The sequence below is a fragment of the Chryseobacterium daeguense DSM 19388 genome (assembly GCF_000430825.1).
In the GTDB taxonomy this organism is placed as follows: Bacteria; Bacteroidota; Bacteroidia; order Flavobacteriales; family Weeksellaceae; genus Chryseobacterium; species Chryseobacterium daeguense.
Window position 1 is genome coordinate 303,411 of record NZ_AUMT01000001.1, and the last position, 16,671, is coordinate 320,081.

Genomic DNA, 16,671 nt, shown 5'->3' on the forward strand with positions numbered 1-16,671 from the left:
AATTATTATTTTAAAAAGAATTTATTTTTCAGAATATAATCCCGGCTTATTTTTATACTCTCAAAAATATCTTTATCACTGGAATCCTGCTCTAGGAACCAATACTTAAGGCCGGCCTTTTCTTTGGCTGCGAAAATTCTTTTGAAATCAATAGTTCCATTTCCAATTTCAGCAAAATCTTTAGTTCCGGCTTTCATATCCTTCACATGCCATAGTGGAAATCTTTTCGGATATTTTTCAAAATAAATTAAAGGATCAATGCCTGCTTTTGAAATCCAGTATAAATCCAATTCCATTTTAACCAAATCTGATGAAGAATTTTCTAAAATAAAATCATATACATTTTTAGTTTCATCAAATTTTTCAAATTCAAAATCATGATTGTGATAAGCAAACTGAATGCCTGTCTTTTGAGTCATTTCTCCAGATTTTTCAAATAATTCCGGCAGCTTTTTATAATTTTCGATGGTTCTTTCTTCATCAAAAAGATAAGAACAAACCATATATTTAGAACCGATAAAGTGTAAATCTTCAACTGATTTTTCCCAATTGTTTAATAAAGTTCCTCTATCATTATGAAGAATGCCGGTGGTATGATGGGAACTGATAACCCTTAAGCCCGTATTTTTTAAAATACTCTGGAATTCATTCCTGTTTTTACCGAAAAATGTTCCGTTATATCCATAAATTTCAAGTTCTGCAAATCCTGATTCCGCCAGCATTTCCAATGTTTTTTCCAGGTTCTCTGAAATTGAATCACGAACTGTATATAGTTGGATGGCTAATGTCTTTTTATTCATAAAAATATCAGAAACTCCACAGGAATATAAACCTAAAAAACCAAGAGAGGATAATTTTATAAAGTCTTTTCGCTGCATTATAAAAAAGGTTTCATTTCGTCTTCTATCTGCGTTCTCAGATCCATCAGGCGTTTTGCGTATTGTTCCTGCTGCTTGTCCTCGTCGGTTTCCGGAACCCATTTTGGAACAGGAAGTTTTTTGCCGTTTTCATCAACCGCCACAAAAACAATAATGCAATGTGTTTTTTTATCAAATTTTGGCTGTTTAAGGTTTCTTGAAAAAACGTTAATGGAAATATGCATGCTTGAAGAACCTGTATAAATTACTCTGGCTTCTACCTTTACAATTTCTCCTATTTTTATAGGTTCATAGAATCTTATTCCCCCAACGTATACTGTTACGGAATAATTTCCACTCCATGTAGTCGCGCAGGCATAACCGGCCTGGTCAATCCATTTCATCACGCTTCCTCCATGCACATTTCCTCCGTAATTAACATCTGAAGGTTCTGAAATAAACTGAAAAGTAATAGGTTTGTTCTCCATTTCTAAAAAATTTGATTGAATAAAGGTATTTAATAATTTTTAATATCACCGATTAAATCTTACTTTTACCGATTGAACTTTTTATTAAGTTTAGTTTTTAACAAAATAACAGATTTAAAATAAATGAAGAAAGTATTTTATCTTAATACATGCGACACCTGCAGAAAAATTTTAGGACAATTCAATCTTAAGGGCTGGGAGCTCCGCGAAATAAAAAAAGAACCAATTACCAAAGATGAGCTGGAAGAAATGCATAAACAGGCAGGATCTTATGAAGCTTTGTTCAGTAAAAAATCTACCCAGATCAAATTAAGAGAATTGGATATAAAAACTTTGGGAGAAGCAGATTTTAAGGAATTGCTGCTTGATCATTATACATTCTTAAAACGCCCGGTTTTCCTTACGGATAAAGAAATTTTTATAGGAAATGATAAGGCGAATCTTCAGAGCCTGAAAGATTTTTTCAGGGCAGATTAATTTTTTACTTTTAGTTTTCCGTTAAATGTTGCGGTTAACCTTAAAATATACGCAAAAAAAACCGTCTCGTAAAACGAAACGGTTTTTATGTTTAAAGCTTTTCAGGCTATACAAAAGGCGCTTTCACTACTTTTGCCGGAATATTTTTATTTCTTACCTGGATGAAAATTTCAGAACCCAGCTTGAAGTGAGGCTTATCAACATAAGCAAGCCCCAAGCCTATTTTCTTCATCGGAGACTGCGTACCGGAAGTTACTTTCCCGATTACGTTTCCTTCTGCGTCTATAACAGGGTAGTCGTGTCTCGGAACCCCTTTATCAGTAAGTTCAAAAGCTACAAGCTTTCTGGTAACCCCTTCTTCTTTTTGCTTTGCAAAAGTATCTTTGGAAACAAAATCTTTATCAAATTTCGTGATCCATCCTAATCCAGCTTCGATAGGAGAAGTAGTATCATCTATATCATTTCCGTAAAGGCAGAATCCTTTTTCCAGTCTTAAAGTGTCTCTGGCAGCCAGTCCACAAGGGATTATTCCCTCTGATTCACCTGCTTCTATGATAGCATCCCAAAGTTTTACGGCATCTTCATTTTTAAAATAAATTTCGAAACCGCCGCTTCCTGTGTAACCTGTGTTTGAGATAATTACATCATTCACACCAGCCACAGAACCTACTGTAAAATGGTAATAAGGAATTTCTGAAAGGTTAGTTTCTGTTAATTTCTGAAGAATTTCTGTCGCTTTCGGGCCCTGAACTGCTAACAGGGACATATCGTCTGAAGCGTTCGTCATCTTTGCACCGAAAGTATTGTATTTTGAAATATGATTCCAGTCTTTATAAATATTTGAAGCATTTACAACCACGAAATATTTATTGTCTTCCATTTTGTAAACGATAAGGTCGTCCACAATTCCGCCGTTTTCGTTAGGAAGGCAAGAATATTGGGCTTTCCCGTTTTCCAGACTGTCTACATTGTTGGTGGTTACCAATTGTAGAAGCTCCTTAGAACCCGGACCTTCAATAAAAAACTGCCCCATGTGAGAAACGTCGAACAAGCCTGCTTTTTCTCTTACTGCAAAATGCTCTTCCGTAACTCCGGAATATTGTACAGGCATTTCAAAACCTGCAAAAGGTACGATTTTAGCGCCCAAAGAAACGTGCTTGTCGTATAATGCTGTTTTCTTCATATTTAATTTTTATTTCTATTTCTTTATTTTAAAACTGTCAAAAGCTTCATTGAAGAGCTTCATATAATTTCCGTTCCAGTATTTTTGCTCGCAGTTAATGGAAACGAGGAATAAATCCTTGTCTTTCTGGAAAACTTTAGTGATCCAGAATAATTTTTCTTTTTCATCAAAATATTCGTAAAAATATTCTGTATAGCCTTTCTTACCGCTTTTGCTTTTTATTTTCTTCTCATCATCGGAAGATTTGTAAAGAGCGAGGATGAATTTTTTGGTTTCCGTTTTTGGAAGATTCAGGTCGTGGTATTCTGAAATGGTAATTGCACCGATCTGGTTGCTCGGGAAAATATTGATAATTTCACTGTCATTGGTCAGTTTCCAGACTTCAGGAAACGTGATGGAGTAGTTTTGGCTTTCATAAACCTTGGCAGGAACCGACTGTGAAAATGTTAAGCTTCCTATTAAAAAAGAAAATACTAGAATTATTTTTTTCATTATTAAAAATGGTGTTTATATTCTTCCAAAATGATCTTAAACCATTCCGTAAAATTTTCAGGATGCTCAATCATTTCTTTATCAAGGTCTTCCATAGAAATGTAGCGCACTTCTTCCACTTCATTTTTATTTAAATTAAACTCTGCGTCAAAAGTTCCTGTAAAAACATAGTCCAGCTCATGTTCCCAAAGATTATTTCCAACATCCGCCTTGTAAATAAAGCTGAATTTCTGAAAAATATCAACTTCTATTCCCAGCTCTTCTTTTATCCTGCGTTTTGCACCGTCAAGATAAGTTTCGTCAATTCTTGGATGTGAGCAGACCGCATTGGTCCACTTCAAGGGAGAATGGTATTTTCCGGAAGCTCTTTTCTGTAAAAGCATTTCGCCTTTACTGTTGAACAGAAATACGGAAAAAGCACGGTGTAATAAGCCATTGACGTGAGCCTGCTGCTTTTCCATCAAGCCTAAAACCTTATCTTCAGGATTTACTAAAACTACGAATTCTTCCATTTCTACAAATGTAAGTTTAATAAATGTATTTTGGAAATTTTTGGTGAAACATCATATTTTTTAAGACAGTTTAAGAAGGGAAGAATAGTTGGCTGGAAGCTGGAAGAGTGAAGCTGGTAGCTACAACCGGACTTACAATTCTGTTTTTTAGCCTTAATTAACTTCCCATTTCCAACCCACTATTCTTCTGATTGAGATTATTTATTTAAAAATTTACCGGTACGGATAAAAAGCATCGATAATCCTACAAAGAAAACCAAAATCCAGAATGAATTCATCATTACCTTAGAATAGCCGATACTAACGACATCCACAAAAGGATAGGGATAAAATCCTGAAAAGTTTCCTCTGATCAGGATGTAAAAAAGATATATTAATGGATAAACAGCCCATTTTGGAATCTGCTTGTAATTCAACCCATTTTTGTTTTCATATAGAAACCAATAGATCAGGACAAAAACCGGAATTAAAGTATGAAGTAACTCATCAACAACCCGTTGTAAACCGGTTGGATTCCAGGTCGAACGTAGTACAACCTGATAAATCAACCCGACAATGACAATATAAATAGTAACAGCCGTCAAAGTTCCGGAATTTTCACTTTTCTGATTCTTTTTAAAAACCTGAGAAGTAAAATAAACCGCCACAATCAAATTGGTAAGAATCGTAAAATAGCTGAAAAACCTGATGTTGATTTCTAAAAATGGGGCAACAGAGGTTTGTATCATCAGGTAATATTGAGCAGACAACGCAAACCAGCCAATGAGACAGAAAATAAGGGCTAAAAATTTTTTCATATTTTGTTTAAAGTGTTATTCAAATATAAAAACAAAAAGCCATTCTACATTTGTAAAATGACCTTGATTTAATTTCAAAGAGAAATTATTTATTTAAACGGGTTAAGGTTTTAGAAAAAAGCTTGGGGCCGGGAGGGAAGTTAATTGAGATTAAAACAAAACTGTATGTCTGATTGTAGCTTCCAGCTTCACCCTTCCAGCTTTCCCAGCCACGAATTCACATTATTTTATATCTTTCCAGATATTTCTGTTAATGGTTTCAATTGTATTTCCTTTTATCACAAATTTGTCTGGTCCTTTGATATGTGTTTCCTGGCCGCGGCTGTAGACCATAAGATCGTAATTTACGGTAACTGTGTCGCCATTTTGCTCAAAATTTAAATATTGAAAATTAGAAAAATTTGAAGCTGTATTGGGAGTCTGGTAAAAATCCTGTGCCTGTAGCTGTTCTGCAGCCTTGTCGTTTGGAAACCATTTTTTAACCAAATCTTTTTGAGCCTGTGAACCCTGCTTTCCTAATCCCAGAGCGGTGGTAAGCTCACAGTCTTCACCCTGGCAATTGGAACCGCCCAGTCCGCTGTATAATGCGGCAATTGCTTTTAACGGTTCAGAAAGCTTGTCGATATCGGCTTTATTTATACCCGATGTTTCTTTTGTGTCTTTAATAAGTTCAAAATTCTGCTTCAGGCTTGTACTGTCAGTTTTGTCTGTTGAGATGGGAGCAGCCGGGCTTGATGCAATAGAGTCCTGTGTTTTTGGTGATTCTTCCTGTGTTTTATTTTTACTACAAGATAAAACAAGGCATGAAAGAATTCCAAGGGTAAATAAATTAAATTTCATATTTCATTTTTTATTGTTGCACCAAGAATGGTACCAAAGGAATAGGTGAGTAATTGTTTAAAAAGAAAATTTTTAATCGGAATTACAGAAACACTAAACAAATTATTTATATTATTTATTGAATAATGAATATTTTAGTATAATTTTCACATAAACTAAGTTTAATAAGCCTCTTTATTATAAAAATTGTAACTTTGCAATTCAATTTTTAAGTATGGAATTAGAGTACATAGACCATATCAGTCCGATTCTTAAGGACGGTGTAAAAAACTATTTAATTGATATCGACGGAACAATCACCGAGGATGTACCGAATGAGGAACCGGAAAGAATGGTAACCTGCGAGCCTTTTCCCGATGCGCTGGAAACCATCAACAAATGGTATGATGAAGGGCATCAAATCTGTTTTTTCACATCAAGAACAGAAAACCTGAAGCAGATTACAATTGATTGGCTGGATAAGCACGGATTCAAATATCACAGTGTTTTATGTGGAAAACCAAGAGGAGGAAATTACCACTGGATTGATAATCATCTGGTAAGAGCTACAAGATACAAAGGGAAATTTACGGATCTTGTGGAAAAACAGGTAACAATTGAGGTTTTCAAAGAAGAAGAATAAAAAAAATTAGTATAGAGATTAAACGATTAAATTTTACATAAGAATTTAATTTTTTGATCTTTTTATTTTTAAATCTATAAAATTTATATGAAAGTTTTAGCAAACGACGGCTTAGACCAATCCGGTATTGATGCACTATCAGAAAAAGGATTTGAAGTAATTACGGCAAAAGTTCCCCAGGAAAATTTAGCAGATTATATTAATGAGCACAAAATCCGTACGCTTTTGGTACGAAGTGCAACCCAGGTGAGAAAAGATATTATTGATAACTGCCCATCTTTGGAGATCATCGGAAGAGGAGGAGTAGGAATGGATAATATTGATGTAGACTATGCAAGAGAAAAAGGAATTCATGTAATAAACACCCCTTCTGCATCTTCGGAATCGGTGGCTGAGCTTGTTTTTGCACATTTATTTTCAGGCGCAAGATTTTTGCAGGATTCAAACAGGAAAATGCCTCTTGTGGGCGACACAGAATTTGCTAATCTTAAAAAATCCTATGCAGCAGGTATTGAATTGAAAGGCAAAACGATTGGTATTGTGGGCATGGGAAGAATCGGGCAGGAAGTGGCAAAAATAGCTTTAGGCCTTGGTATGAGAGTGATTGCTGCGGATAACAATGTAGGAAAGGCGAGCATAAAAGTAACTTTTTACAACAATCAGTTCATTAATGTAGACATCGAAACGGAGCCGCTTCAGGATGTTCTGAAACATTCGGATTTTATAACGCTTCACGTACCTGCTCAGAAAGATGGCTATATGATCGGTAAAAATGAATTTGAAATGATGAAAGACGGAGTGGCGATCGTAAACTGTTCAAGAGGGGGAGTTATCGATGAAACTGCACTTATCGAAGCATTGGATTCAGGAAAAGTAAGATTTGCAGGGCTGGATGTTTTCATCAATGAACCAACCCCTTCAAAAGCAATTCTTAACCACTCGAAAATATCATTAACTCCCCATACGGGAGCATCTACTTTGGAAGCTCAGGATAGAATCGGGCTTTCTCTGGCGGAGCAGATTTCAAGCATTTTGCAGATTCAATAAGTTGAATTTTAATAATATAAATAAAGCACTTCTATCTGAAGTGCTTTGCTTTTATAGACTGTTTTTATTCTTTAATAAATCCCTGATTTCAGTTAATAATTTTTGATCTTCAGTTAAAGCTGCAGGAGCCGGATCTGGTTTCTTGGATATTTTATTGGCTCCTTTAATAATCCAGAAAAGTACGAGTGCAATGCATAAAAAGCTGATGACGGATGATAAAAAATTACCATACGTGACTCCGTGCCAGGAAAGCTTGGATATATCCTCGGCTCCGGCCGCTTTTAAAGCCGGATTCAGCAATAATGGGGTAATGACATCCGCTACCAATGAAGAAACAATCTTTCCGAAAGCACCACCGATGATAACACCCACTGCCAGATCTATTACATTACCTTTAAAGGCAAAATCTCTAAATTCTTTTAAAAATCCCATACACTATTAGTCTGTTTACGGACAAATGTAGAAATAATTAAATTTTTTTAAAATTGCAAAAGGAACTTTATTAAAAAACCACTTCAATTTGAAGTGGTTTGCTTTTATATGTTTTTATTTTTAAGTAAATCTCGTATTTCCATTAATAATTTTTGGTCTGTGGTTGGAGCAGCAGGAGTAGCCGGCTCTTTTTTAATAATATTATTGGCTCCTTTAATGATCCAGAAAAGGACAAATGCAATACAGAGAAAGCTGATGACGGATGATAAGAAATTACCGTAAGTAACTCCGTTCCAAGATAGTTTCGAGATGTTTTCGGCACCAGCAGCTTTCAGAGCCGGATTCAATAATAATGGAGTGATAACATCTTCTACCAAAGAGGAAACAATTTTGCCAAAAGCCCCGCCGATAATAACACCGACAGCCAGATCAAGTACGTTACCTTTGAAAGCAAATGCTTTGAATTCTTTAACTATTCCCATAATTTATATTTTAAGTATTATTATATAAACAAAAGTAGTGTTTAAAGTACAAAAAATTTTATAAAATTCACATTTTTATGATTAAAAATAAGTGAATTATTTTTTTAATGGATATTTTTAATTTGTGGTACTAAACACACCTTTTTTCTCGGCGGATTCAGATATTGTTTTGTAAATTGCTCCGTAAGATTTACTACTATAAAAACAAATTAACATGAAAATTTTCACCACTGAGCAGATTCGTAATTGTGATCAGTACACGATTACCTATGAACCTGTTTCTTCAATTCAATTAATGGAAAGAGCGGCGGAATCTTGCGTAGACTGGATTTCTGAAAATTGCAAGAACCATAGGAATTTTGCTGTTTTCTGTGGCAGCGGAAATAATGGAGGAGATGGTTTTGCTATTGCAAGAATGCTATTTTCAAAGGGTTTTGATGTGGATATATTTACGAATCCTAAAGCTAGATTTTCACAGGATGCTAATACCAACTTTAAGGAACTCAAAGATATTGCAGGAATTTCCATCTATGATTTTAAGGAGGCTAAAGGCTATCGTTTTGACAGCAGAACTGTAATTATTGATGCTCTTTTCGGAACAGGATTGTCCAGAAATATAGAAGGTGAATTAAAAGATCTGATTGATTTTTTAAACCAGCAGAATAATCTCAAAATTTCCATAGATATTCCTTCCGGACTCCTTGCAGACACTATTTTTACTGATGATTCCACAGTTCTTAAAGCAGATTATACCTTAAGCTTTCAATTCTGGAAAAAGAGTTTTCTTCATCCTGAGACAGGAAAATTTACAGGAAAAATAGAGATTTTGGATATCAATTTAAGCCAAGATTATATTTCTGAAACTGAAACTGCAGATTTTGTTATAGATACTGACATAATTAAAAGCATGTTTAAGCCAAGACAAGACTTCTCACACAAAGGAACTTACGGAAAAGCAATAATTACTGCAGGAAGCTACGGAAAAATAGGTGCAGCCGTTCTGGCAACAAATGCTGCACTGAGAACGGGGGCTGGGCTCACTTTTACTTTAGCGCCAAAATGCGGCTATGAAATTCTGCAGACTTCGTGTCCGGAAGCAATGTTCATGGAGGGAGGACTGGATTATATCACAAATTTCCAAGTTGATGAAAATGCAACGTATGGTATAGGTCCCGGATTGGGAAATGAAAAGGAAACAGAAAATAATTTGCTTAAATTTTTAAAAAATTATTCAAAACCTTTAGTTCTGGATGCGGATGCGCTGAATATTATTTCTCAGGATAAAAAGAATATAAAACTAATTCCGAAAAAATCATTGATTACGCCTCACCCTAAAGAATTTGAAAGACTTTTCGGAGCTGCTGAGAATTCGCTTGAAAGGGTAGAGCTGGCAAAAAAGAAAGCAAAAGAGCTTGAAATTTATATAATTTTAAAAGATCACCACACCCAGGTCGTGACGCCTGAAGGAAAGGTTTTTTACAATATAACAGGGAATTCCGGGCTGGCAAAAGGCGGAAGCGGAGATATTCTCACAGGAATTTTAACCTCTTTTTTAGCTCAGAATTACTCGGAAGAAGAAACGGCAATTCTCGGAGTCTGGTTTCATGGAAGAGCAGCAGAACTGGCTTCTGAAAAATATTCTAGAGAATCCATGCTTCCAACGGATGTTATTAATGCGTTCGGAAATGTATTTAATGAATTGAATGATATGACCGTAAGGGCGCTTTGAACTTCATAAATTCAACAAAAAAGGCAAATCTGTGTAATACAAATTTGCCTTTTTTTATTTATTTAAATCAGAATCTTAAATTATTCCGGTTTTTCATTTTCAGCCTGTGTGATGGTGAATTTTTTAGAAATAATCATAATGACCACACCTGCGATCATGAAAGGTATCGAAAGGATCTGGCCTGTGTTTAAGCCTGCAAACTTAATAAATTCAACCCCTTGTGGTTCTTTCAAAAATTCAACAAAGAATCTGATGGCCCAAAGAATGATGAAAAACAACCCGAAAAGCCATCCCTGCTGATATTTTTTGTTGGTTTTTCTATATAAAATCCAAAGCAGTACAAATAAACAGACATACCCGAAAGCTTCAAATAACTGCGAAGGATAACGAGGAACCGTAACTCCGTATTCGCTGCTCTGCTGTGGGAAAAGTAATGCAAAAGGTGAGTTGGGATCCACCGGTTTTCCAATGATCTCAGAATTGAAAAAATTACCCAGCCTTACGAAAGCCCCTCCTAAAGAAACCACAATTCCAAGCCTGTCATACACCCAGAAAGGATTTTTCTTAATAATTTTAAATGAATAATATAAGGTCGTAAAAATCAGGGCAATCGTTGCTCCGTGACTGGCAAGACCGGAAAATCCTGTAAATTTTAAACCGTTTTTAGTGCTTATCGGCAAAAATACACTCCAGAAATCTTCCTTAAAAAGCTCCGGCTGATAAAAAATAACGTGTCCCATTCTGGCTCCCAGAATAGTTCCGATTAGCGTCCATGTAAAAAGAGGCTCTAAATATTTCTGGTTAACATTATCAATCTTAAAGATCCTGTTCATTAAAATATATCCGAAACCGAATGCGAATATAAACATCAAGCTGTAAAAATGCAGTGTAATAGGCCCCAGCTGAATTCCTTTTGTGGGATCCCAGATTTTGAATGTGGTTTCAAGGCTTACATTGTCTGCAGATGTTAATGGTTTGCCGGATTTCACAGCATATTTAAAATGCTCGATATTGTCCTGGTTTACCGGTGTTTCTATCAGCTTGAAATTTTTATCTAGAAACTGATATTTTGCATCTTTAAGCTTCGTTAAGGTCAATGAGCTGTAATTAAAAAATGCAGGTTCGAAATTGGATTCATTCAGAATTATCAGAACATTTCCATCTACTTTTCTGTCCGGGAAAACATTCAGGTCTCCCAGTTCGGTAGTGGCGTAGATTTTAACGGGAACATCAGTGGAATTTACTTTTAAAGTTCCATCTGACATGCCGTCCGGATAATTTTGCGCAAAAAAACATTGGGTAATGAACGCAAATACTACGAGATAAATTCTGAAAAAAATATTACTCATTTCTATTTTTTTAGTAGTTTGTTTATTTGATTTTATTTTTTGGCGGAACAGGATCATACCCGCTTCCTCCCCACGGATGGCATCTTGAAATTCTTTTTGCACCCAGCCAAAATCCTTTAAAAATCCCGTGAACCCTCAATGCTTCTACCATATAATGCGAACAGGTAGGCTCGTACCGGCAGTTTTTTGGGAGCAGGGGCGAGATAAACCATTGGTAAAATCGTATTAAAATTACCAAAGGGAAAGTGATGATTTTATTGAATGTAAGTTTCAAAACGCTACAAAAATAGGGTAAAAAAATAAAACCCGTTTAATTTAAACGAGTTTTATTTTTAGTATTAAATAGTTTGATATTGTTTATTAAGATCAAAATAAATTGATTATTAATATTCTTTCTTTTTTACAGAAATTTTTATTTTAAATTGAGTTTCTATAGGAAGACGATAGTTTGTAGCATATTTCCATTGGTTAAGATCAGGGAGTTTAAAAAGACTTTCAATACTTTTTCTAGTATATATATCAGTATATTTCAAAAATTTTATTCTGTCTATACTGTTATTTCTACCTACTGTAATGAGGATTATATTCTCTCCTAATTTTGCATTTGGTGGAATTTTCAGCATAGCTTCTATAACTTGTAAAAAACCGCCCCTACCTTTTTTATCTCTAAAATATTCTTCTTGAAATGGGCTATCATCTATACAACCTATACTTTCTTTTCTACATTTCTCTAAGAATTCTCTATTTTTTCGTTCTAAGGAATCAATAATAATTTTTTGTTCTCTGGTTGGTGGCAAATAAGTAAAAACTTTCCAATGCTTTTTAATAACAAATTGTGCTTCGGCTATTTTCTCTGCAGTTTGTGCTTTGCAATTAAAAATGTATAGTAAACTTGTTATTAATAAAAGTTGTAAAAATATTTTTTTCATAATTGTGTATAAAAAGCCTCCGGATAGGCTTACATTGTTGCTTTGTAAAAATGTGATTTTCCGTATCAGGAAGATAAACTTTCACATTTTGCCCGTTAGGGCACTCGTTTCCACTAAAGCGAACCATTAAGATAATAAGACTAGCTTATTAGTGTATTGTTTATTTTTTTTCTGAAAATTCTTTCCATAGTTTTATTGAATCTTCTACGTATCTTCCCATTATTGGAATAGCTTTTCCATTTTCTATTTTATAGTATTCCTTAGGGAATTTATATCCCAAATACCGGGCAGATGCATCAGCTGGTAAATCATAACAAAATGATTTTTCAAAATTAATTGATTTTGGAGGTTCAGAAACATAATGGCTCTCCATATAAGTGTCAATAGGTGTTGCCCATCTGCCATTTTCAGTTTTATATACCGGGAAAAAATCACTTAAAATTAGTTCACCACAATATTCTTCTAAATAAACCAATATATTTTCATAGTTTTTGAAATTGTATTCATACATACTTGCGTGATCATAAGCTGTAAAAACTATTGTTGAATCATGATGATGATCAGAAAATTCTTTTTCTATTTTATAGACTGCTTTATATTTTAAACTCAATGATTCATCATTGCAATATAAAGATGTGTCTACCACTGAAACGTCTATTTTCTTAACGACGTAGGCATATATACTTGAAGGCGTTTTCTGATCGCACTTTTTTTGAGGAATGCAAGGTATGGATCTCGGTTCTATAACAATTTTATTTTGTTTCATTAAATCTGACACAGCAAATTTTTCATGATGATAAAATCTTCCAAAATTGAAAAATAATGTATCAGTTGGTTTTGCTATTATTTTAAAGTATCCGGTTTCATCATTACCGCCTACAAGCTCTTTTTCCTGATAGATTTTATTTCTTCTGGTAAAATTTAGTGAATCTAATTTCGCAAGTTTATTAATCGTATCATTTATAATAATTGAGGCACGAATTTTTTCACTTTCTGGTTGCTTGATATATCCTTCAATTTTTACTTTCTGTGATTTAAATAATGAAACTAATAGTGTCAATAAAATCAAACCTGTTTTTAGAATTATTCTTTTCATAATTGTGTATAAGAAAGCCTCAGGAGAGGCTTACATTATTGCTTAGTAAAAATTAGATTTTCCGTATCAGGAAGATAAACTTTTATACTATTGCTATTGGGACACTCATTTCCACTAAAAAGCGAATCATTAGGAAAATAAGACCAGCTTATCTGTGTGCTGCTTATTTTTTTTAATGTTATTCTTCCCCAACCGATACCGCAGGTAGTACCATCATAATATAATGAAACACTGTGATTATCATTTTCATTAGTTCCCATACTTATAATTCTATTAAGAGTTGGATCACTAGAGTTTGATGTTTGGGTGTCCTGAAGTATTGTACCCGTTGATATTTTCTTTATAGTATATTTAATACGAAGAATATCTCTATAAAACTTTCTATCACCAGAACCATAATCTTTAAGCACCTTATCTTCTTTTGTAATAAATAAGGTAATTTCATTGTCTTCAAATGTAGCTTTATAAATTCCTACATATGGAGGTAAATAATTATTCAAATCCTTCATATAAGCATAATTTGGAGCATCTTCATAATATGTATTCAATGGATAAATTTGTTGCTGAGCTTTACAATTTATTAAACTTATTGCTAAAGCAAATAATGATATTATTTTTCTCATAATTGTGTATAAGAAAGCCTCCGGAGAGGCTTACATTATTGCTTTGTAAAAATAAGATTTTCAGTATCAGGAAGATAAACTTTAATATTTTGCCCGTTAGGACACTCGTTTCCACTAAAAAGCGAACCATTAGGATAATAAGACCAGCTTATCTTTGTACTACTTATTTTTTTTAATGTTATTCTTCCCCAGCCAATCCCGCAAGTAGTACCACTATATAATAAAGCAATGCTGTTATCATCTTTTACATTTGTTCCTATACTTATAATTTCTTTTTCTTTAGGATTTATTGTATTTTGACTATCTTCTAAAATTGTTCCTGTTGATATTTTTTTTATGCTGTATTTGACATGAAGAACATCCTGATAATATTTTCTTACGCCAGAGGTATTAATAAGCAAATGATCTTCTTTAGAAATGTATAATGTGACTTCATTTCCTTCATAAGTAGCTTTATAAATTCCTACATAAGGCGGAAGATCATTATTAAGATCTTTCATGTAAGAAAGATTAGGAACATCTTCGAAAAAAGTATTTAAAGGATAAGTTTGTTGTGCTTTACAAGTTATCAGACTTAGTGTTATTGCAAATAACGATATAATTTTTTTCATAATTTAAATTTTTTTATGGACATGGTGTTTCTGTAGGTTTACCATCAGCTCCTGTTGTTATGCTTGTTACGTTTCCATCTTTATCAATTCTTTGCAAAATTACTTTATCTTTTGGAATATTCATTTTGTCAAGCGCATAGAAAAAAACTTTTTCTAATGCCTTATAACTCATGAAATTACCTTCTTGCGAGGCATTTTCTGCTAGATCTCTAATGCTCTGCTCATATTTTTGCACATCTTTTACTAAACCCATAATTTGATCCTCTGTATAATTTTTATCGTTAATAGCCTTTGCTTCATCAAGTGTACCATTAAACCTTATCATATAAGTAAAATACAAATAATTATCCGGACAAGTCCAACATTTTTCCTGCGCTGCTACCATAGCTCCAAAAGAGGAATCTATTGGTGTACCCGGAGGCTGAACCATGATTAACTGAAAGAGCTTATAAATATCAGGCGGTGAAAGCATCTTTACACCACCAGGTGTATGGTTATGAAAATATCCCTGATAACCGGTAAGGTCCCCAAGATATGCTTTATGTTCTTCACCAATGATAATGGGCCCGTCTGTTCCGTCCGGTTTTACCATAAATGCTTTTTCACCACTTTTTTTACCCGTTTTTTTAGATTGCGCATACAGGGTATCTGTTTTGGTTTTTATTCCGGGTTTTTTCAGAAGATTTTTTGTTTTCTCGCAGGGAGTATATTTCGGATTCCCTCCCAGATTCGGTAAAGTTGGGGTTCCTATAGCACATCCATTTTCATCTGTTAATGTAGTCTGTAATGAGGTAGAAGGCACCACAACACAGGGTGGGTCTTCCGGCTGCGGGTCAGGATTTGGAATTATTCCGCCTCCTCCCGTGCTTCCTCCTCCTCCCGGAGCTGTAGAATCATCTATTGGATCGGGATCTCCCGTACAAACCCATGCAACTATGGTATAATGCAACGGAGGATAACCTCCTTCCGCGCTCTGCCAGTTGCAGCCTCCCCAAGTGCTTTCGTTACCGGAATGATGATCTCCCGTGTAGCAGGCGAAATAAACATCTACATCCTGATAGCCGCAGTTCTGTTTCCCAAGTGTGTTTCCGTAGGTTCCTTTTTCAAGCTCTGTTATTATTACTTTTCCATTCCTGTCGACATCTCCACCAGAAAGCAAATCTGCTTTTCCTGCTGAGTAAAATTATAAGTTACCAGAAACTCCCTGTATGTTCCGTCAGGAAGCGGTGTCAGCAATAAATTTTCTACAGGAGCATCGGCAGGAGCATTTTCCCTGTTGATTCTAAAAGTGTAGGTGTGAAACCCGGGACCGTTTTCAATATAGATTACATTATCTGTATCTATTGAAACTCCGTTACCATAGTTCACTACTTTCCCGAAAATATTGGTTTTAAATGTCTTAAAAGTTTGTTCTGCTTTTTGCAGTTCCGTGGAAAGCTTATCATAGTGCTTACTTTCCTGTAAAGAAATAGTTTTTGAAGTAAGTTTGAAAGCACTGCTGTTGTTATAAGCTTCATGCTGTTCATTAAGATAGTCGTTCCTGCAGGATTGCAGCATAAGACCAAGAACTGTCATAAACGACAGCCAAGAAAATAATTTTTTCTTCATTTGTTTTGTTGTTTTTTAAAGGTGTAAATATATAAAATAATTTCACAAAGATTTGAAATTTATTTTATTTGAGAATAATGTTTTAAGAATAATTTATTATTTTTACGAATAAATTATTCTTATTATGAATGACGTTATCAGTAAAAACATTAGAAAGCATAGAGAATTAAAAGGATTTAGTCAGGAATATATGGCGAATCAGTTGAATATCAACCAGGCTTCGTATGCGAAAATAGAAAATAATTCTACAAAGCTCACTGTTGAAAGGCTGTTTGCTATTTCCAAATTGTTAGAAACTGAAATCACTGATCTTTTGGATTTAAAAAATCAAACAATTTATAATATTTATGATAATCAACATGGAGTAGGAAGCCAACATATTCAAAATTTATATCAAGATAATAAAGAAGTTTACGAAAAACTAATACAGGCAAAAGACGAACAAATTGCCCTGTTAAAAGAAATGCTTGACAAAAGAAATTAATAAATTTTTCAAA

The 16,671-nt window shown here is 34.2% G+C and carries 22 protein-coding genes; 5 read left to right on the plus strand and 17 right to left on the minus strand.

The window, feature by feature from the left end:
- Positions 1 to 5: 5 nt before the first annotated feature.
- Together H560_RS0101505 and H560_RS0101510 are read right to left on the minus strand one after the other, a co-directional pair.
- On the minus strand, positions 6 to 878 hold the full coding sequence (locus tag H560_RS0101505) for a sugar phosphate isomerase/epimerase family protein (protein WP_027378401.1): 873 nt from the start codon (positions 876 to 878) through the stop codon (positions 6 to 8).
- Positions 878 to 1,345: an acyl-CoA thioesterase gene (locus tag H560_RS0101510; protein ID WP_027378402.1), complete on the minus strand. Its 468-nt coding sequence runs from the start codon at positions 1,343 to 1,345 to the stop codon at positions 878 to 880. The genes H560_RS0101505 and H560_RS0101510 overlap by 1 nt, the downstream gene beginning before the upstream one ends.
- Positions 1,346 to 1,468: 123 nt before the next feature.
- Between H560_RS0101510 and H560_RS0101515 the strand changes: the two genes are divergently transcribed.
- Positions 1,469 to 1,822, plus strand: a complete 354-nt coding sequence (locus H560_RS0101515; RefSeq protein ID WP_027378403.1) for an arsenate reductase family protein — start codon at positions 1,469 to 1,471, stop codon at positions 1,820 to 1,822.
- Positions 1,823 to 1,928: 106 nt separating this feature from the next.
- On the opposite strand, the gene gcvT is transcribed toward H560_RS0101515, so the two are convergent.
- From gcvT to H560_RS0101540, 5 genes are all read right to left on the minus strand, one after another.
- The gene (gene gcvT, locus H560_RS0101520; RefSeq protein ID WP_027378404.1) at positions 1,929 to 3,005 is read right to left on the minus strand and encodes a glycine cleavage system aminomethyltransferase GcvT; all 1,077 of its coding nucleotides are present in this window, start codon (positions 3,003 to 3,005) and stop codon (positions 1,929 to 1,931) included.
- A gap of 15 nt (positions 3,006 to 3,020) precedes the next feature.
- Positions 3,021 to 3,497 carry a hypothetical protein gene (locus H560_RS0101525; protein ID WP_228372399.1) on the minus strand — a complete coding sequence of 159 codons (477 nt, stop codon included), beginning with the start codon at positions 3,495 to 3,497 and terminating at the stop codon, positions 3,021 to 3,023.
- A gap of 2 nt (positions 3,498 to 3,499) precedes the next feature.
- Positions 3,500 to 4,009: an isopentenyl-diphosphate Delta-isomerase gene (gene idi / locus H560_RS0101530; RefSeq protein WP_027378406.1), complete on the minus strand. Its 510-nt coding sequence runs from the start codon at positions 4,007 to 4,009 to the stop codon at positions 3,500 to 3,502.
- Positions 4,010 to 4,206: 197 nt separating this feature from the next.
- Positions 4,207 to 4,806, minus strand: a complete 600-nt coding sequence (locus H560_RS0101535; RefSeq protein WP_027378407.1) for a Pr6Pr family membrane protein — start codon at positions 4,804 to 4,806, stop codon at positions 4,207 to 4,209.
- 222 nt (positions 4,807 to 5,028) lie between these two features.
- Positions 5,029 to 5,646: a hypothetical protein gene (locus tag H560_RS0101540; protein WP_027378408.1), complete on the minus strand. Its 618-nt coding sequence runs from the start codon at positions 5,644 to 5,646 to the stop codon at positions 5,029 to 5,031.
- A 214-nt stretch (positions 5,647 to 5,860) separates the two neighbouring features.
- On the opposite strand from H560_RS0101540, the gene H560_RS0101545 reads away from it, so the two are divergent.
- Entirely contained in the window at positions 5,861 to 6,268 is a 408-nt protein-coding gene (locus H560_RS0101545) for an LNS2 domain-containing protein (protein WP_027378409.1), read from the plus strand.
- Between the two features lie 87 nt (positions 6,269 to 6,355).
- Positions 6,356 to 7,315, plus strand: a complete 960-nt coding sequence (locus H560_RS0101550; protein ID WP_027378410.1) for a D-2-hydroxyacid dehydrogenase — start codon at positions 6,356 to 6,358, stop codon at positions 7,313 to 7,315.
- 51 nt (positions 7,316 to 7,366) lie between these two features.
- Here H560_RS0101550 and mscL (H560_RS0101555) read toward each other — a convergent pair whose 3' ends face one another.
- Positions 7,367 to 7,747, minus strand: coding sequence for a large conductance mechanosensitive channel protein MscL (mscL, locus tag H560_RS0101555; protein WP_027378411.1), 381 nt, complete (start codon positions 7,745 to 7,747; stop codon positions 7,367 to 7,369).
- Between the two features lie 104 nt (positions 7,748 to 7,851).
- Complete coding sequence (mscL, locus tag H560_RS0101560) at positions 7,852 to 8,229, minus strand: large conductance mechanosensitive channel protein MscL (RefSeq protein WP_027378412.1); 378 nt, start codon at positions 8,227 to 8,229, stop codon at positions 7,852 to 7,854.
- Positions 8,230 to 8,443: 214 nt separating this feature from the next.
- On the opposite strand from mscL (H560_RS0101560), the gene H560_RS0101565 reads away from it, so the two are divergent.
- Positions 8,444 to 9,958: an NAD(P)H-hydrate dehydratase gene (locus tag H560_RS0101565; RefSeq protein ID WP_034752043.1), complete on the plus strand. Its 1,515-nt coding sequence runs from the start codon at positions 8,444 to 8,446 to the stop codon at positions 9,956 to 9,958.
- An 80-nt stretch (positions 9,959 to 10,038) separates the two neighbouring features.
- Here the strand turns inward: H560_RS0101565 and lgt are convergent, their stop codons facing one another.
- The 8 genes from lgt to H560_RS0101605 all read right to left on the minus strand — a co-directional run bounded on the left by lgt (position 10,039) and on the right by H560_RS0101605 (position 16,174).
- A complete protein-coding gene (gene lgt / locus H560_RS20925; protein WP_034752092.1) occupies positions 10,039 to 10,887 on the minus strand; it encodes a prolipoprotein diacylglyceryl transferase in 849 nt (282 codons plus the stop codon).
- Between the two features lie 442 nt (positions 10,888 to 11,329).
- Positions 11,330 to 11,581, minus strand: a complete 252-nt coding sequence (yidD, locus tag H560_RS0101575) for a membrane protein insertion efficiency factor YidD (protein WP_027378415.1) — start codon at positions 11,579 to 11,581, stop codon at positions 11,330 to 11,332.
- Positions 11,582 to 11,690: 109 nt separating this feature from the next.
- Complete coding sequence (locus tag H560_RS0101580) at positions 11,691 to 12,236, minus strand: hypothetical protein (RefSeq protein WP_027378416.1); 546 nt, start codon at positions 12,234 to 12,236, stop codon at positions 11,691 to 11,693.
- A 160-nt stretch (positions 12,237 to 12,396) separates the two neighbouring features.
- The gene (locus tag H560_RS0101585) at positions 12,397 to 13,332 is read right to left on the minus strand and encodes a hypothetical protein (RefSeq protein ID WP_027378417.1); all 936 of its coding nucleotides are present in this window, start codon (positions 13,330 to 13,332) and stop codon (positions 12,397 to 12,399) included.
- Positions 13,333 to 13,367: 35 nt separating this feature from the next.
- Positions 13,368 to 13,955, minus strand: a complete 588-nt coding sequence (locus H560_RS0101590) for a DUF6705 family protein (protein WP_051289078.1) — start codon at positions 13,953 to 13,955, stop codon at positions 13,368 to 13,370.
- Positions 13,956 to 13,990: 35 nt separating this feature from the next.
- The gene (locus H560_RS0101595; RefSeq protein ID WP_027378419.1) at positions 13,991 to 14,566 is read right to left on the minus strand and encodes a DUF6705 family protein; all 576 of its coding nucleotides are present in this window, start codon (positions 14,564 to 14,566) and stop codon (positions 13,991 to 13,993) included.
- Between the two features lie 13 nt (positions 14,567 to 14,579).
- Positions 14,580 to 15,725, minus strand: coding sequence for a hypothetical protein (locus tag H560_RS0101600; protein WP_027378420.1), 1,146 nt, complete (start codon positions 15,723 to 15,725; stop codon positions 14,580 to 14,582).
- Entirely contained in the window at positions 15,686 to 16,174 is a 489-nt protein-coding gene (locus H560_RS0101605; protein ID WP_027378421.1) for a hypothetical protein, read from the minus strand. The genes H560_RS0101600 and H560_RS0101605 overlap by 40 nt, the downstream gene beginning before the upstream one ends.
- A 124-nt stretch (positions 16,175 to 16,298) precedes the next feature.
- Here H560_RS0101605 and H560_RS0101610 point away from each other — a divergent pair, with 124 nt between their 5' ends.
- Complete coding sequence (locus H560_RS0101610; protein WP_027378422.1) at positions 16,299 to 16,658, plus strand: helix-turn-helix domain-containing protein; 360 nt, start codon at positions 16,299 to 16,301, stop codon at positions 16,656 to 16,658.
- The last annotated feature ends 13 nt before the right edge of the window (positions 16,659 to 16,671 follow it).

Bases quoted from the DNA above. Each gene is read 5' to 3' on its own strand.
- H560_RS0101505 (WP_027378401.1), bottom strand. From the start codon at position 878: ATGCAGCGAAAAGACTTTATAAAATTATCCTCTCTTGGTTTTTTAGGT.
- H560_RS0101510 (WP_027378402.1), bottom strand. From the start codon at position 1,345: ATGGAGAACAAACCTATTACTTTTCAGTTTATTTCAGAACCTTCAGAT.
- H560_RS0101515 (WP_027378403.1), top strand. From the start codon at position 1,469: ATGAAGAAAGTATTTTATCTTAATACATGCGACACCTGCAGAAAAATT.
- gcvT (WP_027378404.1), bottom strand. From the start codon at position 3,005: ATGAAGAAAACAGCATTATACGACAAGCACGTTTCTTTGGGCGCTAAA.
- H560_RS0101525 (WP_228372399.1), bottom strand. From the start codon at position 3,497: ATGAAAAAAATAATTCTAGTATTTTCTTTTTTAATAGGAAGCTTAACA.
- idi (WP_027378406.1), bottom strand. From the start codon at position 4,009: ATGGAAGAATTCGTAGTTTTAGTAAATCCTGAAGATAAGGTTTTAGGC.
- H560_RS0101535 (WP_027378407.1), bottom strand. From the start codon at position 4,806: ATGAAAAAATTTTTAGCCCTTATTTTCTGTCTCATTGGCTGGTTTGCG.
- H560_RS0101540 (WP_027378408.1), bottom strand. From the start codon at position 5,646: ATGAAATTTAATTTATTTACCCTTGGAATTCTTTCATGCCTTGTTTTA.
- H560_RS0101545 (WP_027378409.1), top strand. From the start codon at position 5,861: ATGGAATTAGAGTACATAGACCATATCAGTCCGATTCTTAAGGACGGT.
- H560_RS0101550 (WP_027378410.1), top strand. From the start codon at position 6,356: ATGAAAGTTTTAGCAAACGACGGCTTAGACCAATCCGGTATTGATGCA.
- mscL (WP_027378411.1), bottom strand. From the start codon at position 7,747: ATGGGATTTTTAAAAGAATTTAGAGATTTTGCCTTTAAAGGTAATGTA.
- mscL (WP_027378412.1), bottom strand. From the start codon at position 8,229: ATGGGAATAGTTAAAGAATTCAAAGCATTTGCTTTCAAAGGTAACGTA.
- H560_RS0101565 (WP_034752043.1), top strand. From the start codon at position 8,444: ATGAAAATTTTCACCACTGAGCAGATTCGTAATTGTGATCAGTACACG.
- H560_RS0101580 (WP_027378416.1), bottom strand. From the start codon at position 12,236: ATGAAAAAAATATTTTTACAACTTTTATTAATAACAAGTTTACTATAC.
- H560_RS0101585 (WP_027378417.1), bottom strand. From the start codon at position 13,332: ATGAAAAGAATAATTCTAAAAACAGGTTTGATTTTATTGACACTATTA.
- H560_RS0101590 (WP_051289078.1), bottom strand. From the start codon at position 13,955: ATGAGAAAAATAATATCATTATTTGCTTTAGCAATAAGTTTAATAAAT.
- H560_RS0101595 (WP_027378419.1), bottom strand. From the start codon at position 14,566: ATGAAAAAAATTATATCGTTATTTGCAATAACACTAAGTCTGATAACT.
- H560_RS0101605 (WP_027378421.1), bottom strand. From the start codon at position 16,174: ATGAAGAAAAAATTATTTTCTTGGCTGTCGTTTATGACAGTTCTTGGT.
- H560_RS0101610 (WP_027378422.1), top strand. From the start codon at position 16,299: ATGAATGACGTTATCAGTAAAAACATTAGAAAGCATAGAGAATTAAAA.